At 56.3% G+C, this 16,501-nt stretch carries 17 protein-coding genes and 1 pseudogene; 13 read left to right on the forward strand and 5 right to left on the reverse strand.

All coding sequences use genetic code 11. The features are described from left to right. The first annotated feature begins 24 nt into the window (after positions 1-24). The 8 genes from LNA76_RS09405 to LNA76_RS09440 all read left to right on the forward strand — a co-directional run bounded on the left by LNA76_RS09405 (position 25) and on the right by LNA76_RS09440 (position 9,493). Positions 25-1,398, forward strand: coding sequence for an amino acid permease (locus tag LNA76_RS09405; protein WP_230018957.1), 1,374 nt, complete (start codon positions 25-27; stop codon positions 1,396-1,398). 359 nt (positions 1,399-1,757) lie between these two features. Continuing rightward, a complete protein-coding gene (locus LNA76_RS09410) occupies positions 1,758-3,620 on the forward strand; it encodes an amidohydrolase (protein ID WP_230018958.1) in 1,863 nt (620 codons plus the stop codon). 165 nt (positions 3,621-3,785) lie between these two features. Continuing rightward, positions 3,786-4,556 carry a DeoR/GlpR family DNA-binding transcription regulator gene (locus LNA76_RS09415; protein ID WP_094195515.1) on the forward strand — a complete coding sequence of 257 codons (771 nt, stop codon included), beginning with the start codon at positions 3,786-3,788 and terminating at the stop codon, positions 4,554-4,556. Beyond that, complete coding sequence (locus tag LNA76_RS09420; RefSeq protein ID WP_230018960.1) at positions 4,553-5,647, forward strand: ABC transporter ATP-binding protein; 1,095 nt, start codon at positions 4,553-4,555, stop codon at positions 5,645-5,647. The genes LNA76_RS09415 and LNA76_RS09420 overlap by 4 nt, the downstream gene beginning before the upstream one ends. 19 nt (positions 5,648-5,666) lie before the next feature. Further along, a complete protein-coding gene (locus LNA76_RS09425; RefSeq protein ID WP_230018961.1) occupies positions 5,667-6,929 on the forward strand; it encodes an ABC transporter substrate-binding protein in 1,263 nt (420 codons plus the stop codon). Between the two features lie 12 nt (positions 6,930-6,941). After that, a complete protein-coding gene (locus LNA76_RS09430; protein WP_094195518.1) occupies positions 6,942-7,832 on the forward strand; it encodes a carbohydrate ABC transporter permease in 891 nt (296 codons plus the stop codon). After that, positions 7,832-8,674 carry a carbohydrate ABC transporter permease gene (locus LNA76_RS09435; RefSeq protein ID WP_094195519.1) on the forward strand — a complete coding sequence of 281 codons (843 nt, stop codon included), beginning with the start codon at positions 7,832-7,834 and terminating at the stop codon, positions 8,672-8,674. The genes LNA76_RS09430 and LNA76_RS09435 overlap by 1 nt, the downstream gene beginning before the upstream one ends. Before the next feature lie 9 nt (positions 8,675-8,683). Next, the gene (locus LNA76_RS09440; protein WP_230018963.1) at positions 8,684-9,493 is read left to right on the forward strand and encodes a phosphodiesterase; all 810 of its coding nucleotides are present in this window, start codon (positions 8,684-8,686) and stop codon (positions 9,491-9,493) included. Positions 9,494-9,596: 103 nt separating this feature from the next. On the opposite strand, the gene LNA76_RS09445 is transcribed toward LNA76_RS09440, so the two are convergent. Next, positions 9,597-9,845 (reverse strand): TonB-dependent receptor, encoded by a 249-nt coding sequence (locus LNA76_RS09445; RefSeq protein ID WP_230018965.1) that lies wholly within the window; start codon positions 9,843-9,845, stop codon positions 9,597-9,599. Between the two features lie 289 nt (positions 9,846-10,134). Between LNA76_RS09445 and LNA76_RS09450 the strand changes: the two genes are divergently transcribed. The 5 genes and pseudogenes from LNA76_RS09450 (at position 10,135) to LNA76_RS09470 (ending at position 12,756) form a co-directional block, all read left to right on the forward strand. Then, positions 10,135-10,836 carry a TerC family protein gene (locus LNA76_RS09450; RefSeq protein WP_230018967.1) on the forward strand — a complete coding sequence of 234 codons (702 nt, stop codon included), beginning with the start codon at positions 10,135-10,137 and terminating at the stop codon, positions 10,834-10,836. A 98-nt stretch (positions 10,837-10,934) separates the two neighbouring features. Then, positions 10,935-11,219 (forward strand): annotated as a pseudogene (locus tag LNA76_RS09455) (peptidylprolyl isomerase); the annotation flags it as partial. Between the two features lie 360 nt (positions 11,220-11,579). Continuing rightward, positions 11,580-11,846, forward strand: a complete 267-nt coding sequence (locus LNA76_RS09460) for a hypothetical protein (RefSeq protein WP_121737888.1) — start codon at positions 11,580-11,582, stop codon at positions 11,844-11,846. A gap of 3 nt (positions 11,847-11,849) precedes the next feature. Further along, complete coding sequence (locus LNA76_RS09465) at positions 11,850-12,311, forward strand: YaiI/YqxD family protein (protein WP_230018969.1); 462 nt, start codon at positions 11,850-11,852, stop codon at positions 12,309-12,311. Positions 12,312-12,381: 70 nt separating this feature from the next. Continuing rightward, complete coding sequence (locus LNA76_RS09470) at positions 12,382-12,756, forward strand: nucleotide pyrophosphohydrolase (RefSeq protein WP_094195525.1); 375 nt, start codon at positions 12,382-12,384, stop codon at positions 12,754-12,756. Between the two features lie 13 nt (positions 12,757-12,769). On the opposite strand, the gene LNA76_RS09475 is transcribed toward LNA76_RS09470, so the two are convergent. The 4 genes from LNA76_RS09475 to LNA76_RS09490 form a co-directional block, all read right to left on the reverse strand. Next, positions 12,770-13,411, reverse strand: a complete 642-nt coding sequence (locus LNA76_RS09475; protein WP_108728762.1) for an HD domain-containing protein — start codon at positions 13,409-13,411, stop codon at positions 12,770-12,772. 115 nt (positions 13,412-13,526) lie between these two features. Further along, positions 13,527-14,501 carry a Bug family tripartite tricarboxylate transporter substrate binding protein gene (locus tag LNA76_RS09480; protein WP_230018970.1) on the reverse strand — a complete coding sequence of 325 codons (975 nt, stop codon included), beginning with the start codon at positions 14,499-14,501 and terminating at the stop codon, positions 13,527-13,529. A 30-nt stretch (positions 14,502-14,531) separates the two neighbouring features. Further along, positions 14,532-15,686 carry a mandelate racemase/muconate lactonizing enzyme family protein gene (locus tag LNA76_RS09485; protein ID WP_125277402.1) on the reverse strand — a complete coding sequence of 385 codons (1,155 nt, stop codon included), beginning with the start codon at positions 15,684-15,686 and terminating at the stop codon, positions 14,532-14,534. A 433-nt stretch (positions 15,687-16,119) separates the two neighbouring features. Then, positions 16,120-16,500, reverse strand: coding sequence for an RNA-binding S4 domain-containing protein (locus tag LNA76_RS09490; RefSeq protein ID WP_026484973.1), 381 nt, complete (start codon positions 16,498-16,500; stop codon positions 16,120-16,122). Between the last annotated feature and the right edge of the window lies 1 nt (position 16,501).

The raw sequence follows: 16,501 nt of genomic DNA on the forward strand, positions 1-16,501 counted from the left end.
GAAAAATAATTATAAGGAGGAGACATGAGTCGATTTGAGCAAATTCAATCGCGCGAAGCCGGGCTGCATAAAAAACTGAGCGCCCGCCAAATGAGCATGATTGCGATCGGGGGCGCTATTGGTACCGGCTTGTTCCTGGGCAGCAAATTTGCTATTGGTTTTGCCGGTCCCGGTGTGGTGTTGAGCTATGTGATTGGCGGCTTTATCGCGCTGGTCCTGATGGGTTGCCTGGCCGAGATGACCGTGGAACATCCCACATCGGGTTCCTTTGGGGCCTATGCGGAGTTCTACATTCATCCGCTGGCCGGGTTTCTGGTGCGCTATAGCTATTGGGCCTGCATTGTTCTGGCGGTGGGCACCGAGGTAACGGCGGTGGCGGACTACATGAAGTTCTGGTTCCCGGACGTCTCGCCCTGGATCTGGATCGTCTTTTTCTCGGCTGTGCTGATCGCGGTCAATGCTTACAGCGTCAAGGCGTTTGGCTCGGTGGAGTATTGGTTTGCCCTGATCAAGGTGTTTGCGATTATTGCGTTCATCGTGCTGGCCATCGGCATGTTGACGGGTTATTACAAGCCCGCGCAGGTGCAGGAAAACCTGTTCGGCCAGGGTGGCTTCATGCCCAATGGCTGGTATGGGGTGTGGGTGGGTGTGATTATTTCTATCTTCAGTTATCTGAGTATCGAGATGATTGCCGTGGCGGCGGGTGAGGCCGAAAACCCCGAGCAAGCCGTGCGTCAGGCCTTCAAGGCCACGATCTGGCGCTTGATCATTTTCTACCTGCTGTCCTTGTCTCTGATCGTGATGCTGGTGCCTTGGCAGGTGCTGGTTGCAGAGGGCACCACCAGTCCTTTCATTACGGTGATGCAGTCCGTGGGCATCCCTTATGCCGACAGCATCTTGAACTTCATCGTGATCATTGCGGCCTTGTCGGCCATGAACAGCATGCTCTACATTTCGACCCGCATGATGTTCAGCCTGTCGCGTGCCGGTGATGCGCCTGCGGCGCTGGGTAAAGTGGCTCGCAATGGTGTGCCTTTGAATGCGCTGGCCTTGTCGGCCAGCGGTGTGGCTGTGGCTGCAGTGGTGTATGCCTACAATCCGGAAACTGCCTTTCCGGTGATGATTGCCTTGTCCATGTTTGGCGCCTTGTTCACCTGGGGCATGATTTTCCTGACCCATCTGTTCTTTCGCCGTCGTGTGGCTCAGGATGGTGTGCAACTACGCTTTCGTATGCCCGCCTATCCGATTGGCACCTTGTTGGGTCTGATTGGCATTGTGGCGATTTTGGTGACGACCTGGTTCATCGATATCTTCCATTACACCCTGTTGTTTGGAGTGCCGTTTTTGCTGATCCTGATCGGGGCTTACATGGTGCGGACACGGATCCGAACTCCTTAATGGTTGTACTGGTTTCATACCCCCTTGCTGTTGAACTGATCTCAAGAGCTTGGGCCGTTTGAATATCAAGGTCCGAAGGCCTGAGTCCGGTATTGCACCGCGCTCAGGCCTTTTTACGTGAGTTTGATACGTTCATGGTTCAGTTGTGAAGGCATGGCCGTATTGCGCTTTGAGGGAGGGCGAGAAGGCTTTCTAGGGTGACCTTGTTCAGGCAATGGGTCATGGCAACAGATGGTTTATTGCGGGTGTTCGATGCCTATCGAATGTGTCGCTGCGTGAAGATAAAGCAGGACGGTATGTAGCTTTTTGTGGCAAATTAAAAGAATCGACAACTTTTGCTAAGCAAAAAAGGGGAGCGCATGTCGTTCAAACGCAGATTGAAAGTACATGTCCTAGCCGGGAGCGTCTTGCTGAGTGCACCGGTCTGGTCGGCGCAAGTCGCTGATCAAATCTGGATGGGGGGGCCGGTGCTGACGATGAACGATCATCAGCCGACCGCAGAGGCGGTGGCGATCAAAGATGGCCGTATTCTGGATGTAGGCACACTGCAGGCGATGCAGGCTTACAAAGGCACCGGGACGGATACGATTGACTTGCAAGGCAAGGCATTGCTGCCGGGTTTTGTTGATGCGCATGGGCATGCGTTCATGATTGGCGTGCAAGCCATGTCAGCCAATTTGTTGGCGGCCCCCGACGGCCAAGTGAAAGACATCAAGAGTTTGCAGGAAACGCTGAAGCAGTGGCTTGATGAACAAAGCCAGACCCGGCAAGTCGGGCTGATTCTGGGTTTTGGCTACGACGATGCCCAGTTGGCGGAGCAGCGGCATCCCACCCGTCATGATCTGGATGCGGTCTCTGAGTCATTGCCCATCGTCATCATTCACCAGTCCAGTCATATTGGGGTGTTGAACAGCAAGGCACTTGAAATGGCGGGTATTACGGCCCAGACCCCTAATCCGGAGGGTGGCGTGATCCGTCGGGAAGAGGGCAGTCAGCAACCGAATGGGGTGCTGGAGGAAATGGCGTTTTTCTCCGGGGTGGCCAGTCAGATGGGCAAGCTCACGCCAGAGCAGGCTCAGGCTTTGTTTGTGGCCGGAACCGATCTGCTCAAACGCTATGGGTATACAACCGGGCAGGAAGGGCGGGCAACCTCCAGCATCGTTCCTTTGATGCAAGCGGCAGCCAAGGCCGGCAAGATTGATATTGATGTCGCCACGTATGTGGATATCTTGCAGGATCGGGATTTTATTCTACGCAACGCATCGCGGGAGTACACCGACGGATTTCGGGTGGCCGGTGCCAAGTTGACCATTGATGGCTCGCCACAAGGCTTTACCGCCTATCGTGATCGTCCTTACTACAACCCGCCTGCCGGTTACCGTGCCGATTATCGGGGCTACGTGGCCGCAACGCCTGATCAGGTGTTTGAATCGGTGGATTGGGCGTTTAAGAATGGAATACAGATTCTGACGCACTCCAATGGCGAGGGAGCATCAGATCTGCTGCTGGCGGCAATTAAAACCGCACGCGAGAAATACGGCCCGCAGGATCGTCGCGCAGTACTGATTCATGGGCAGTTCTTGCGTCGGGATCAGGTGGCTACCATTGCCGAGCTGGATGTGTTTCCGTCCTTGTTTCCCATGCACACCTTTTACTGGGGGGACTGGCACCGTGACCGCACGGTGGGGCCGGTCAATGCCGATAATATTTCTCCCACTGGCTGGGTGCGCGAGCATGGCCTGATGTTCTCTTCGCATCATGATGCCCCGGTGGCCTTTCCGAATTCGATGCGTGTGTTGTCAGCCACGGTCACGCGTCGTTCCCGATCCGGAGACATCCTGGGCCCGGATCAGCGGGTGGATGTGCCAACGGCACTGAAAGCCATGACGATCTGGCCGGCGTACCAGCATTTTGAGGAAAAGGAGAAAGGCTCGATTGAGCCGGGTAAGTTGGCGGACTTTGTGGTTCTGTCTCAGGATCCGACAGCGGTTGATCCCGAGCAGTTGTCGACCCTGGAGGTCATTCAGACGATCAAGCGAGGCAAACTGATCTATGAGCAGGGCGCAGCCTCAGAGGGCGAACGGCTTAGCCAGTTACAGACTGGAGAGATGATTTCCCGCTTTTTGAATGAGTGGCAGCATCAGGCTCATGAGGCGGGTTCGACGGATCATGGTCATGGTCCGGAGTTGTTAATGGGCGCCTTGCTGCAGGGTATGGAGTAAGGCCGTTTGCAGGCAAGACATCCGGGCAGCCTGGCTGCCCGGTTCAGACGCCAAAATGTTCATATGAACATTTTGGCGTCATAAAACTTTCATCTGAGCGTCACCGAGTCGTAACGTCGCGTTCTTACACTGCCGGGTATTCAAACGAAACCTAGATGCCGTGTTATGAACCTATCTGTCAGGCAAAGCATTATTGTGGATTTGCTGGCCGCCCAAGGGGCCGTGTCAGTCGATGGCTTGGCCGCACATTTCGGGGTGACACCCCAGACCATACGGCGCGACCTGAACCACTTGTATGAAGCCGATCTGGTGCGCCGCCGTCATGGTGGTGCCGAGCTGAACGTGGTCGAGCGCAATGCGCCTTTTCAGACGCGACGCATTACCCATTTGCAAGCCAAGGCCCGTATCGGGCGAGCGGTTGCCCAACTGATTCCTCCCGGTGCCAGTCTGCTGCTGGGTTTTGGCACCACTCCTGAACAAGTTGCCTTGGCGCTGGCCGATCATCGTGACTTAACCGTGGTCACCAATAACATCAGCGCGGCCTTGGCCCTGTCTCACAATATGAGTCACCGCGTGGTGCTGACAGGCGGTGAGCTGCGTCAACCCAATCCTGAAATTCTGGGCCCCGGTGCCGAGCGCCTGTTCAACAGCTTCAAGGCCGACTTTGGCGTGTCCGGGGTAGGGGGCTTTGATTCGGACGGTGCCTTGCTGGACTTTGATATGGCCGAGTCCGATTGCCACAAAGCCCTGCGCGGTAATTGCCGGGTGCGGATCCTGGTGCTGGATCACACCAAGTTTGGCCGTCGTGCGCCTGTGCGTAGCGGCTCTTTGGATGATGTCGATATTCTGGTCAGTGACCAGCCTATTCCCGAGCCTTACCGCGAGCAGATTCCGGCGCGCGTTCAGGTGGTGATTGCCGATGAGGTGCAGGCATGAGTCGCGCCGCTATCGAGTTGCAAGGCATAGGCAAAGCCTGGGGTGAGCAGGCCGTGCTCAAGCAGATGGATCTGTCCATTCAGGAAGGCAAGTTCACGGCCTTGCTGGGGCCGTCGGGCTGCGGAAAATCCACTTTGCTGCGCATCATTGCTGGGTTGGAAACACCCGATCAGGGTCGTCTCTTGATCAATGGTCAGGATGCCACCTATATGGAGCCTGCCAAGCGTGGCCTGAGCATGGTGTTCCAGTCCTACGCCTTGTTCCCGCATCTGAATGTGGCCGACAACATCTTGTTCGGTCTGAAAGTACGGCGTGCCGATCGTCAACAACAAAAAGAGCGTCTGCGCGAAGCCTTGGCCTTGACCAATCTGGAGGGGCTGGAAGAGCGCAAGCCGGGTCAGCTCTCGGGCGGACAGCGGCAACGTGTGGCGCTGGCACGCAGCATCGTGTCGGGTCATCGCATCTGTTTGATGGACGAACCACTCTCGAACCTGGATGCCAAGCTGCGCCATACCGTACGCCATGAAATCCGTTCCTTGCAGCAGCGTCTGGGTTTGACCGTGGTCTACGTTACCCACGACCAGACCGAAGCCATGGGCATGGCTGATCACGTGGTGTTGCTCAATGCTGGAAATATCGAGCAGCAGGGCAGTGCCCAGGATTTGTACGGCCAGCCCAATAGTGTCTTTACCGCCGGTTTTATTGGCAGCCCGCCCATGATGATGATTCACAGCGACCATGTTCCCGTGGAACTGTGGCCGTCGCGTCGTCAGTACGACCAGCCACATCGTGTGCTGGTGGGCGTGCGCCCCGAAAACCTGAATTTGCACGAAGCGGGCGAACAGCATGTGGCCGCCACCGTAGTGCATCAGGAGTTTCAGGGGGCTGATGCCTATGTGTATGTGCAGCTTGATGACGGCCATACCCTGATCGTGCGCGCGCCGCACAGCCGCAGCGTCCAGGCGGGCGCTCGCTGTGGTTTGAGCTGGAATCCCGTTCACGCTTTTTACTTTAACCAGGACAGCGGGGCTCGCCTGCCGACACCGTCTGCGGATGCTCTGACTGCTGCTCCTGTTGCTGTTCTTCCCTAAACGTACTGCGAGTCTACCCATGTTGAAGAATTGTTTGCTTGCTACCTCCAGCGCCTTGTTGATGAGCCTGGGCGCTACTGCCCATAGCGCAGTGGAATTGACCATGTATTACCCCATTGCCGTGGGTGGTCCATTGACCGATGTGGTCGATGGCATGATCAAGGACTACCAGGCCCAAAATCCGGAAGTCACGGTCAAGGCCGTGTACTCCGGCAACTACGATGAAACCCGTGTGCGCGCCTTGTCGGCCCTGCGCGCAGGCGAGCCGGTGCAGTTGTCTGTATTGGGCGCACTGGACACCCATGATCTGGTGGAACAAGGTCTGGTTGAAGCCTTTAGCGATGTGGCCCAGGACGCCTCCAGCCAGGATTGGCTGAAAAGCTTTTACCCTGCCTTGATGGCCAATGGCACCTTGGAAGGCAAGGTCTGGGGCATTCCGTTCCAGCGCTCTACCATCGTCATGTTCTATAACAAGGACATGTTCCGCGCAGCGGGCCTGAATCCTGATCAAGCACCTAAAACCTGGGACGAGTTGGTGCAAACCGCCCAGAAGCTGACCAACGATCAGCACCACGGTTTGATGATCCCCTCGACCGGCTACCCCTACTGGATGTTCCAGGCCATGGCCTTGCAAAATGGCCGTCAGTTGATGAATGAAGAAGGCACTCAGGTCTATTTCAATGACCCCAAGTCGGTAGAAGCCTTGCAGTTCTTCCATGACCTGGCCTACAAGCACAAAGTCAGCCCCACCGGCACCATCGAATGGGGCACGCTGCGTCAGGCTTTTGTTCAGGGCAAGACGGCCATGATGTGGCACACCACGGGCAACCTGACAGCCGTCAAGAATGAAGCCAAGTTCGACTTTGGCGTTGCCATGCTGCCTGCCAAGGAAAAAGCCGCTTCGCCTACTGGCGGTGGCAACTTCTACCTGTTCAAGGGCGCTAACGACGAGCAGAAAAAAGCGGCTCTGGATTTTGTGCGCTGGATGACGGCCCCCGAGCGTGCTGCCAAGTGGTCCATGGCCACGGGCTATGTGGGTGTCAGCCCCGCCGCTTATGAAACGCCGGCCTTGGTCGAATACGCCAAGACCTTCCCGCAGGCACTGGTCGCCCGTGATCAACTGGCTGTGGCCTCGCCCGAGTTTGCCACTTACGAGACAGCACGGGTTCGTGAGCTGCTGTCCAATGCCGTGCAAGCCGTGTTGACCAATGCCAAAACGCCCAAGGACGCGTTGGATCAAGCCCAGACTGCCGCAGACCGTCTGCTGCGTCCTTTCAACTAAGCAGGTGCAGGAATGGCTGAACCATTACGTGTGCTGCGTAAAGAGTGGGTATTTGCTTACCTCTTGTTGACGCCGCTGTTTGTGCTGCTAAGCGTGTTTGCCTTTATCCCGGCGCTGCACACGTTCTGGTCCAGCCTGTTGAGCAAAGGTACGGCTCGTCGTCCCGCCCAGTTTGTGGGCATGGATAACTACGATGCCATGCTGGCAGACCCGACCTTTTGGTTGGTTTTGAAGAACAATCTTTGGTACGCCGCCATTGTGATCCCGGTATCCATGGCACTGGCCTTGCTGATGGCCTTGTGGGCCAACCGGGCCATGAGTATGCGGGCCTGGGTGCGCTGCGCGTATTTCACGCCCACCATGTTGCCCATGATTGCCGCTGCGAACCTATGGCTGTTTTTCTACACGCCGGATCTGGGTTTGTTGGACCAGATTGCCAAGCTGTTTGGCGGTGGCGCCACCAATTGGTTGGGCCAGCCTCAAACCGCCTTGGGGGCAGTCATGGTGGTGACGATCTGGAAAGAGGCCGGTTTTTTCATGATCTTTTATCTGGCGGCCTTGCAAACCATTCCGCCCGAACTGCGTGATGCTGCCCGCCTGGAAGGGGCGACGCGCTGGCAGTATGGCCGTCGCGTACTCCTGCCCTTGCTGGCACCGACAACCTTGTTCATTTTGATCAATGCGCTGATCAACTCGGTCAAGCTGGTTGATCACCTGTTTATCTTGACCAAAGGTGGCCCCAATAACGCCTCCAAGCTGATGCTGTACTGGATTTGGGAAACCGCCTTTGCCTATATGGATACGCCTAGCGCCGCCGTGCTGACGGTTGTGCTCTTGCTGGGGCTGGGCGCCGTCGCTATTTTTCAATTCCGCTACGCTGAACGACGCGTGCATTACCAATGATGAACATGGACACCGTTTTGACTGCTCCTGGCCGCCCGCTGCGTTTGCCATCTTTGGACACAGTGGGGGCGCACGCTTTGGCCTTGCTGTGGATTGCTCCCTTGCTGTACGCGTGCTGGGCTGCGTTTCGTGACCCGTCCGCCGCCTTGAGTTTTGACTGGAGCGCAGGCTGGACTTTGGATAACTTTGCCGCCGCCTGGGACCGTGCGCCCTGGCTGCGCTACATCTTCAACACCACGGTACTGGTCGTGACCATTCTGGTCGGTCAATTTGTACTGTGTACCTTGGCCGCGTACGCCTTTGCCCGCTTTCGTTTCTTTGGCAGCCAGTTTCTGTTCATGCTGCTGCTTTTGCAGTTGTTCATCCTGCCTGAAGTGCTGATTGTCGAAAACTACCGCATGGTGGCCTTGCTGGGCTGGACGGACACGGTCTGGGGCATGGGTGTGCCCTATATGGCCAGTGCCTTTGGTGTGTTCTTGTTGCGTCAGGCTTTCAAACAAGTGCCGCGTGAGCTGGAGGACGCGGCACGTCTGGAAGGATGCAGCCGTCTGGGTGTGCTCTGGCGTGTTTATGTGCCGCTGGTCAAGCCTGTGTACCTGGCTTATGCCCTGGTGTCGGTGTCCACGCACTGGAACAATTTTCTATGGCCCTTGGTGATCAGCAGCTCTGACCACACCCGGCCGTTGACAGTGGGTTTATCCCTGTTTGGCGCACCGGAAAGTGGTGTCAGCATCTCTCTGATCAGTGCCGCCACATTAATGACTATCTTGCCGCTGTTGCTGGGCTTTCTGCTGTTTCAAAAGCAGTTCATGCAGGCCTTTTTACGCGCCGGCATTCGTTAAGGAATTCTGATGAAGATCATCCAGTTTTCGGATCTGCACATTACCCCGCCCGATGGCCTGTTGTTTGGCTCGGACCCTCTGGATCGCTTGCGTCGCTGTGTGCAGCACGTGAACCGCCATCATGCTGATGCAGACTTGTGTGTGCTGACCGGTGACCTGACCCATGCCGGTCATCCACGTGCTTATGAGCGCCTGCGCGAAGGCCTGCAGGACTTGATTCCACCTGTGCGTTTGTTGATGGGCAACCACGACAGCCGCAGCGCGTTTCACAGCGTGTTTCCACAGGCCGCAACCGATTTGCCCGGCTTTGTGCAGCATGCCGACACCAGGGGGGATTGGCGTCTGATTTATCTGGATACTTTGGAGGATGGCTACACCAACGGCTATTTGTGTACACGTCGTCTGGAGTGGTTGCAGCAGGAACTGGCCGCGCATAGTGGGCCGGTGATGCTGTTTTCGCACCATCCTTTGCCGGCCCTGCAGTACCCGTCCATGGATTGGCTGCGTTTGAGCAATGCGCCGGAGCTCTTGCCTGTGTTGAAAGCGCATCCCGCACCCGTGCATTTGTTCTCCGGCCATGTGCATCGCTGCGCCAGCGGCGTGTGGAATGGGCTGCATTTTGTGACGGTCAGCGGCACCAATCACCAGCACGAGCTGGATCTGGAACGAGAAGGGGCGGCCACGTCCACGTTTGAGCCGGCCAGCTATGCGGTGATCTTACCCAATGCAGACGGCCTGACCGTGCACTTTCAGCCCTTCGCTTATGAAGAGCTGCGCTTTCCGTACACGGGCGATTTAAGCGCCTTGAAATGCCTTTGATCCCGGCTGTGCAATAACAGGGTGGCCTTGTTGAGCGCGGCTCCCGATTCCTGGAGGCAATCCAGAGATCGGGAGCCGTTTTTACGACCTGGCCCTGCGCTGCTTAGAAGGAGTAACGCAGGTTCAGCATGGCATTACGCGGTGCACCGTAGTAGCCGGTGTAGAAGGTCTGATCCAGTGCGCTCAGATATTTGCGGTTGAACAGATTGTTGATGTTCAAGGTGGCTGTCAACTGCTTGCTGAAGTCGTAGCGGCCAATCAGATCGACCAGAGCGTGAGGCGAGCGTGCAACGTCGATCCGGAACTTGCCTCGAAAAAACGCCATGTCCGGCGAAAAGCTTTGTTGTTTCACGCAAGATCGTTATACTTGCGAACTATCAGGGGGAGTAGCTTACTTTCCGGCGCATCGTCATCACGGTAATTTGTGTTTTTCACGTATTCCCGGTGCCCGGGCAATCTCAGGGTTGCAAGCAAGACCTTGCCATTAACGGGCAAGGTGCATCCTCCACAAAGAGATGGCCTGTGTCCTTAATGGATCAGGCCATTTTTGTTTTGTACAACGCCCGTCATTTTTTCGTTGTACAGTTCTGCAAGATGGTCGTCAGCGTTCAATCAAACAATATAAAAAGGCGGTCTTACCTATGATGGAGTTTTTGCAGACGATAAGTTGGGCGGCAGTATTTCAGATCATTTTGATCGATATATTGCTGGGGGGCGATAACGCCGTGGTTATTGCATTGGCTTGCCGTAATTTGCCTGCCCAACAGCGCGTGAAAGGTATTTTGTGGGGCACAGCCGGTGCAATTGGCTTGCGTGTTGTCCTGATTGCCTTTGCCCTGACTTTGCTGGCCGTACCGTATCTGAAAGTGGTCGGTGCCTTGCTGCTGGTCTGGATCGGCGTCAAGCTCTTGATTCCTGAAGAAGATGGGCACGGCAATGTTGAGGGTGGTGCCACCTTGTGGAAAGCCATCAAGACCATCATTATTGCCGACTTTGTAATGAGTCTGGACAATGTGATCGCGATTGCGGGTGCGGCTCAAACTGCAGATCCGGATCATCAGATCGGTCTGGTTGTCTTTGGTCTGGTCGTGAGTGTGCCTATTATTATCTGGGGCAGCACCTTGGTGCTGAAACTGATCGACCGTTTCCCTATGGTTGTGACATTGGGTGCCGCTTTGCTGGGTTGGATTGCAGGTGGCATGCTGGTGACAGATGTTAAATACATCGAGTACTTCGGTGAGCCCAGCACCACGGTCAAGTTGGCTGCGGAAGTGGCGGGTGCCTTGCTGATCGTTGTTTTGGGTCATGGCATTGCTGCGGCCAAGCGCAAGAAAGCTGCCTAAGCCTGAAATTGAAACAGCAGGTGTAGAACCAGGGCCGGGGGCTTCGCTTCCGGCATGGTTCTGGGTTAAGCTCAAACGATTTTCTAAAAAAGGAGTACACCATGGCACAAGCCTCCGCACGCCACATTCTGGTCAGCACCGAAGAGAAAGCGAACGAATTGAAAACCGCGATCGAAGGTGGTTCTGACTTTGCTCAGGTGGCCAAGGAAAATTCCAGCTGCCCATCGGCCCGCATGGGCGGCGAGCTGGGAACATTTGGCCGTGGCCAAATGGTGCCCGAGTTCGATCAGGTTGTGTTCAGCGCCCCCGTTGGCGTTGTGCAAGGCCCCGTCAAGACTCAGTTCGGCTACCACCTGGTAGAAGTGACTGCACGTCAGGACTGATACGATCAGGCCAATAAAAACCCGCCTCGGCGGGTTTTTTTGTGCATGCTGGGCTCTGGTAACTGGTGGCTATTGATTAGGAGCCGGACTTGTCGGTTTCTGAGGCTGACGGGCCAGACAAGCATTGAGTAGCCCTTAAAACTGACGTGGCACCCGATAAAGAGGCTGCTTTTTTGTCTCTTTCCTGGTGAAACAGGCCTGCTTACAAAAGCTAATACGTTGATTATCAGGGCGTATACATAAAAAACCTGGACATTTTCCCGCAAGCTGCGCAGTATGCCAGCCATACTGGCTAACGGTCTTGTTGCCGTATTGTTCGCTTACCTTGAGCGAACCAGCCCATTCTTATAAAGAAAACCCATGAAACGCACCGATATGGAAAAACTCAGCGCCGTCAAACTGCTGAGCAATGTAAAAAAAGCGGGTACGCCACAACGCTTTGCTGGTGATTCTGCGGCAGCTGATCGGCGCGAACAGCGTCGCCTGGATCAGGCTGCTGGTTTGGTGTCCTTTCCCGTGAAGCTGACTCAACCTGTTATTGATGCCGTGCGGGCTCGTGCTGCCGAGCAAGGCGTATCGACCCATGAAGTGATTGACCGCCTGCTGGCCCAAGCCCTGGACCTGTAATCCATGCAGATTTGGGTCGATGCCGATGCCTGTCCGGTGGTTATCAAAGAAATTCTTTACCGTGCCGGGCAACGTTGGAGCCGCCACGTGATCTTGGTGGCCAACCAGATGTTACGTACCCCGCCATCGCCCTGGCTGCGGGCGGTGCAGGTGGCTCGGGGCTTTGACGTGGCAGACGATTACATCGTCCAGCATGCCAGCGTCGGAGACCTGGTGATTACTGCCGACATTCCCCTGGCCGCACAGGTATTGGAGCGCAACGCTCTGGTCCTGACCCCCAGGGGGGAACGTCTGGATGCCAACAGCATCGGCGAGCGGCTGGCCATGCGCGACATGATGGAAGAACTGCGCAGCACCGGCGTGGATATCGGAGGCCCGGCCCCCTTTAGCCAGGCTGACCGGCGCGAGTTTGCCAATGCACTGGACCGCCTGATGATGAGCCTGAAAGCGGCGGCGAGATCGTAAACAGACTTGCCATCCCACAGCCCTTGTGTGAGTCTGTCGCTGGATTGAGATTTTTTAAGTGACGTACCGAATGACAGACTCAAAACGCCCCCTGATGAATTTGACTGGCCTGAACGAGGCCGTTGCCCAGTTTGCGCGCGAGCGTGAGTGGGACCAATTCCATAGCCCCAAAAATCTGGCCATGGCCCTGACCAACGAAGTGGGCGAGTTGATTGAAATCTTCCAATGGCTGACAGAAGACCAGTCCCGCGAGGTTGGTAACGATCCGAAAACCGCCCAAGCCGTGCGCGATGAGCTGGCTGACGTGCAGATCTACCTGAGCCGTCTGGCCTTCGTTCTGGGGGTGGATATGAATGAGGCTGTCACCAACAAGCTGGTGAAAAACGCCCAGAAATACCCCGCCGATAAGGTGCGGGGGACGAACAAGAAATATACGGAGTTGTGAAAGAAGCTAGGGCTTACAGCTCCCCCAGCATTTCCTCTACAAACCGCTCCATTCGTTCATGTCGTTCACGCGCGATTTCCTGGCCGCGCTTTGTCTGAAACCCCTCGGCCAGTTTGAGTAACTTGGCCGGGAAGTGATCCAGCGCGTAGCGCTTGTCATCCAGAGGGCGATGTTCTGCTTGTGGATCTTCCGGCTCATACAAGCTGGATCCCATTCGTCCCGCTGTGTAGAAGCAGCGAGCTATCCCTAAAGCACCAATGGCATCCAGGCGGTCTGCGTCCTGCAAGATGCGGGCTTCCAGGCTGGCTGGCGCTATGTTCGCTGAAAAACTGTGGCTTTGGATCGCTTGACCGACGGCTTCACAGTCTTGCTGGGACCAGCCCATCGCCCCCAGAATATGCTGCGCTTGTTCGGCCGACAGGGTGGATGCACGAGAGCGCAAAGGCGAGCTTTTCTCCACTGCAACGCAATCGTGCAGCACCGTTGCGGCCAGCAAAATCCGCAGATCCCCACCTTCTTTTTCCTGAATCGCACAGACGTTCTTCCAGACCCGTTGCAAGTGCGATTGGTCGTGAGAGCCGTCGTTGTGACTGGTGCTGCTGTGGGGTAAGAGTTGGGCGGCAAGCCCTTCAAAGGGGTGGAACAGGCTGGACATGGCTAGGGTTCGCTGTAGATGGTGCCACAGCATAACGCGAAGTAGGAGGGGCAGGACAGGCTCAAGAAAAAGGGCTGCCAGTGGCAGCCCTTAAAGCGAATTGACGCTTGTAGAGTTAGAAGTTGCTCAGCCCCAGATCACTGACCGAGTCGGCCCAATAGTTCAACTGCTGATCCACATAGATCGTGAATTCGGCGGGGCTATTGGTGACCAGTGTCGCGCCGTTTCCTTCCCAGATTTCCTTGATCTTGTCGGTATTCAAGGCACGGTGGATGCTGTCTGCCACGCTTTGCACGGTGGCATCCGGCACATCTCCTTGCATGAAAATCCCGTACCAGGTCTGGGCGCTGATTTCATCCATGCCCAGCTCCTTCAGGGTCGGCACATCCGGCAGGGCAGGAGCACGTTCGGGGCTGGAAACCGCCAAGGCGCGCAAGCGGCCATTGCGTATCTGCGCCACCGCAGATGGCATGGTCTCGAACATAAAGTCCACCTGATCGCCACTGATCAGCGCCATGACTGCCGGACCGCTGCCTTTGTAATGCACGGCGGTCATGGTGGTGCCGGATCTCTTTTCCAGCTTGCCCGCCATCAGATGCAGCATGGTGGCCACGCCGCTGGTGCCATAGTTCACGCCAGCCCCTTGTTTGGCGGCGGCCAGCAGGTCGTCTACGCTGCGATAGGGTGAATTGGCGTTCACCACCAGCACATTGGGCATGGCGGCAATCAGGGTGACGGCTTTCAGGTCTTTGCGGGTGTCGTAGGGAAAGTTTTTCAACACGGCAGGTGCAATCATGTGATGCACGGCACCAAACAAAAGCTGATTGTCTGCGGGGCTGGAGTTGGCCACCATGCTGGCACCCAGCACGCCGCCTACGCCTCCTTTATTTTCTACAACCACGGTTTGATCTATTTCAGTGCCCAAGGCTTCGGCCAGGGGACGAGCCAGGGTATCGCCCGAACCGCCTGCGGCAGAGGGGACGATCAGCCGCACCGGGCGCTCGGCCCAAGCGGGGGGCGCTGCCCAGCTTTGGGGCGCGGCAGCAAAGATAAAACTGAGGGCAAGTACAACACGGGACCAGGGTTTCATGTTTTTTTACCTCCTCGGTAGTTGTTGGTTTCAGCCTTTGCCAGAGCCCAGGCTGCCGGGGTTGCTGCGCAGCTTGTCGATTTGATCGTGTCGTGGTGTCAGCCCCAGGCCGGGGGCGTCAGGCATGCGCAGCCAGCCTTGTTCGGGCTGGGGCAGGCCGGTGTAGATCTCGGCCATCATGGCGCTGGCGGCCAGGTGCCATTCCACATCGCCGCCATTTAACAGGCCGCAGTGCAGGTGACCGTTGTGGGAGGGGAAAGCCCCGCCATTGGCGACCGAAGCGTTGAAGCTCTCTGCCAGGGCGAAGATCTTGCGGGACTGGGTGAAGCCGCCGGAAATCAGCACGTTGGGTTGCAGAATGTCCACGGCTTGCTGCATCAGCAGATCACGGAAGCGATAGGACTGGCCTTCGTTCTGGCCAGCGGCAATGGTGATGCCTGTGCTTTGGCGCAGTTCACGCAGGCGGCCCGTGTCGTTCTGGGTAATGGGTTCTTCAAAAAAACCGACGTCCAGATCGCGGGCATGACGGGCGATGGCTTTGGCATGCACATAGTCCAGGCTGCAGTTGCCGTCGATGTATAGCGACATGTCGGCGGGAATGGCCTCGCGTACCAGACTCATGCGGCGCATGTCCTGACGAATCAGCTCGGCCAGGGGACGCGGTTCGTCGCGACGTTGCAGACCATGATGGCCTACTACCATTTTCAAACCCTGAAAGCCTTGATCCACGCAGCCTCGAGCGACCTTGACCAACTCTTCTTCGCCCAGGAAAGCAAAACCGAAGGTTGCGTAGGCGGGGACTTTTTCACGAGCACCGCCCAGCAGTTTCCACACTGGCAAACCCAAGGCTTTGCCCTTGATGTCCCATAAAGCGATGTCCAGTGCCGAGATGGCGTGCATGGCATAACCTGTCTGGCCCCGAGGGCACACGTTCCAGTACATGCGGTCCCACAGGCGCTCGGTGTTCAAGGGGTCTTGCCCGATCAGGTCGCTGGCCAGAATATCGTTGATGGTGCTGGCAACGGGGTGCTCCTCTGTAATGGCACTCAGTCCATAGCCGGTGATGCCTTCATCGGTCTCGATTTCGACATGACAGATGGCTAGATTCGTGGGTTTTTTGATGCCCGCGCTATCGAACTGAAAAGGCACGTTCAAGGGAATGGCGCGTACGGCCGTGATCTTCATTTTCCTGTCTCCTCACACTTTTTTGAATGCGTTTGCATGTAATTGTTTTAGATTTATAGCTTTTTGTCGCAAGCGCAATCAATGGTGTAAACCCTTGATTTAATTGATATATATACTCGTGATCTGATATATCAAAACGAATTTCTGGAGCGCGTGGCTAGCTTCTCGGGGGAGGGCTTGCAGGATCAGAAAATCTTTTGGAGGACGGAAAGCAGACGCTTTGTACGCTGTTTAGCAGCAGCACAGGGGCTTGTTGAGTAGGTCGGAAGACCAGCGGGGAAAAGGCAAACAGTGGTTGGTTTTACTTCCTGTCCAGATCGTTGTGAAACGCGGTTGATAGACGCGCCAAAAGAGCGGTTCACAAAAAAGCCCTGCCAAGCAGGACAGCGTGGCAGGGCTTTTTCAGTCGTGCGAAGTATGCGCAGCGAGCGGTCTATTTACCTCGCAGCAACTGCATTTGACGACGATCTTTTTTGGTCGGACGCCCCGCATCAAAATCCAGTGCAGGCTCGGGGGCCAGACGGCGTTGTTCGGCGGCCTGGGCGCGCCGTGTGCTGCTTTCTTCCGTTTCCTGATACAACTGGCGCGCAACCGGGGCTGGGCCACGCACGCCGCTCAATGCGGTGACGTGAACTTCCATGGCCGGTGTTTCTTTGCGCAGGGTAATCACATCACCAATGGAGACTTCGCGGGCAGGCTTGGTGCTTTGCTGATTCAGCAAAACCCGTCCTTTGGTGATCTCCTCAGAAGCCAGGCTGCGCGTCTTGTAAAAGCGCGCTGCCCAGAGCCATTTATCCAGTCGTAATTTGTCCATG

It is taken from the genome of Alcaligenes sp. MMA, from assembly GCF_020907215.1.
Lineage (GTDB): Bacteria > Pseudomonadota > Gammaproteobacteria > Burkholderiales > Burkholderiaceae_B > Alcaligenes > Alcaligenes aquatilis.

What these genes read in the sequence shown, in the direction of transcription:
- LNA76_RS09485 (WP_125277402.1), bottom strand. Translation starts at nt 15,686, where the DNA reads ATGAAGATCACGGCCGTACGCGCCATTCCCTTGAACGTGCCTTTTCAG.
- LNA76_RS09470 (WP_094195525.1), top strand. Translation starts at nt 12,382, where the DNA reads ATGACAGACTCAAAACGCCCCCTGATGAATTTGACTGGCCTGAACGAG.
- LNA76_RS09425 (WP_230018961.1), top strand. Translation starts at nt 5,667, where the DNA reads ATGTTGAAGAATTGTTTGCTTGCTACCTCCAGCGCCTTGTTGATGAGC.
- LNA76_RS09430 (WP_094195518.1), top strand. Translation starts at nt 6,942, where the DNA reads ATGGCTGAACCATTACGTGTGCTGCGTAAAGAGTGGGTATTTGCTTAC.
- LNA76_RS09415 (WP_094195515.1), top strand. Translation starts at nt 3,786, where the DNA reads ATGAACCTATCTGTCAGGCAAAGCATTATTGTGGATTTGCTGGCCGCC.
- LNA76_RS09480 (WP_230018970.1), bottom strand. Translation starts at nt 14,501, where the DNA reads ATGAAACCCTGGTCCCGTGTTGTACTTGCCCTCAGTTTTATCTTTGCT.
- LNA76_RS09465 (WP_230018969.1), top strand. Translation starts at nt 11,850, where the DNA reads ATGCAGATTTGGGTCGATGCCGATGCCTGTCCGGTGGTTATCAAAGAA.
- LNA76_RS09420 (WP_230018960.1), top strand. Translation starts at nt 4,553, where the DNA reads ATGAGTCGCGCCGCTATCGAGTTGCAAGGCATAGGCAAAGCCTGGGGT.
- LNA76_RS09405 (WP_230018957.1), top strand. Translation starts at nt 25, where the DNA reads ATGAGTCGATTTGAGCAAATTCAATCGCGCGAAGCCGGGCTGCATAAA.
- LNA76_RS09410 (WP_230018958.1), top strand. Translation starts at nt 1,758, where the DNA reads ATGTCGTTCAAACGCAGATTGAAAGTACATGTCCTAGCCGGGAGCGTC.
- LNA76_RS09460 (WP_121737888.1), top strand. Translation starts at nt 11,580, where the DNA reads ATGAAACGCACCGATATGGAAAAACTCAGCGCCGTCAAACTGCTGAGC.
- LNA76_RS09435 (WP_094195519.1), top strand. Translation starts at nt 7,832, where the DNA reads ATGAACATGGACACCGTTTTGACTGCTCCTGGCCGCCCGCTGCGTTTG.
- LNA76_RS09490 (WP_026484973.1), bottom strand. Translation starts at nt 16,500, where the DNA reads ATGGACAAATTACGACTGGATAAATGGCTCTGGGCAGCGCGCTTTTAC.
- LNA76_RS09475 (WP_108728762.1), bottom strand. Translation starts at nt 13,411, where the DNA reads ATGTCCAGCCTGTTCCACCCCTTTGAAGGGCTTGCCGCCCAACTCTTA.
- LNA76_RS09440 (WP_230018963.1), top strand. Translation starts at nt 8,684, where the DNA reads ATGAAGATCATCCAGTTTTCGGATCTGCACATTACCCCGCCCGATGGC.
- LNA76_RS09450 (WP_230018967.1), top strand. Translation starts at nt 10,135, where the DNA reads ATGATGGAGTTTTTGCAGACGATAAGTTGGGCGGCAGTATTTCAGATC.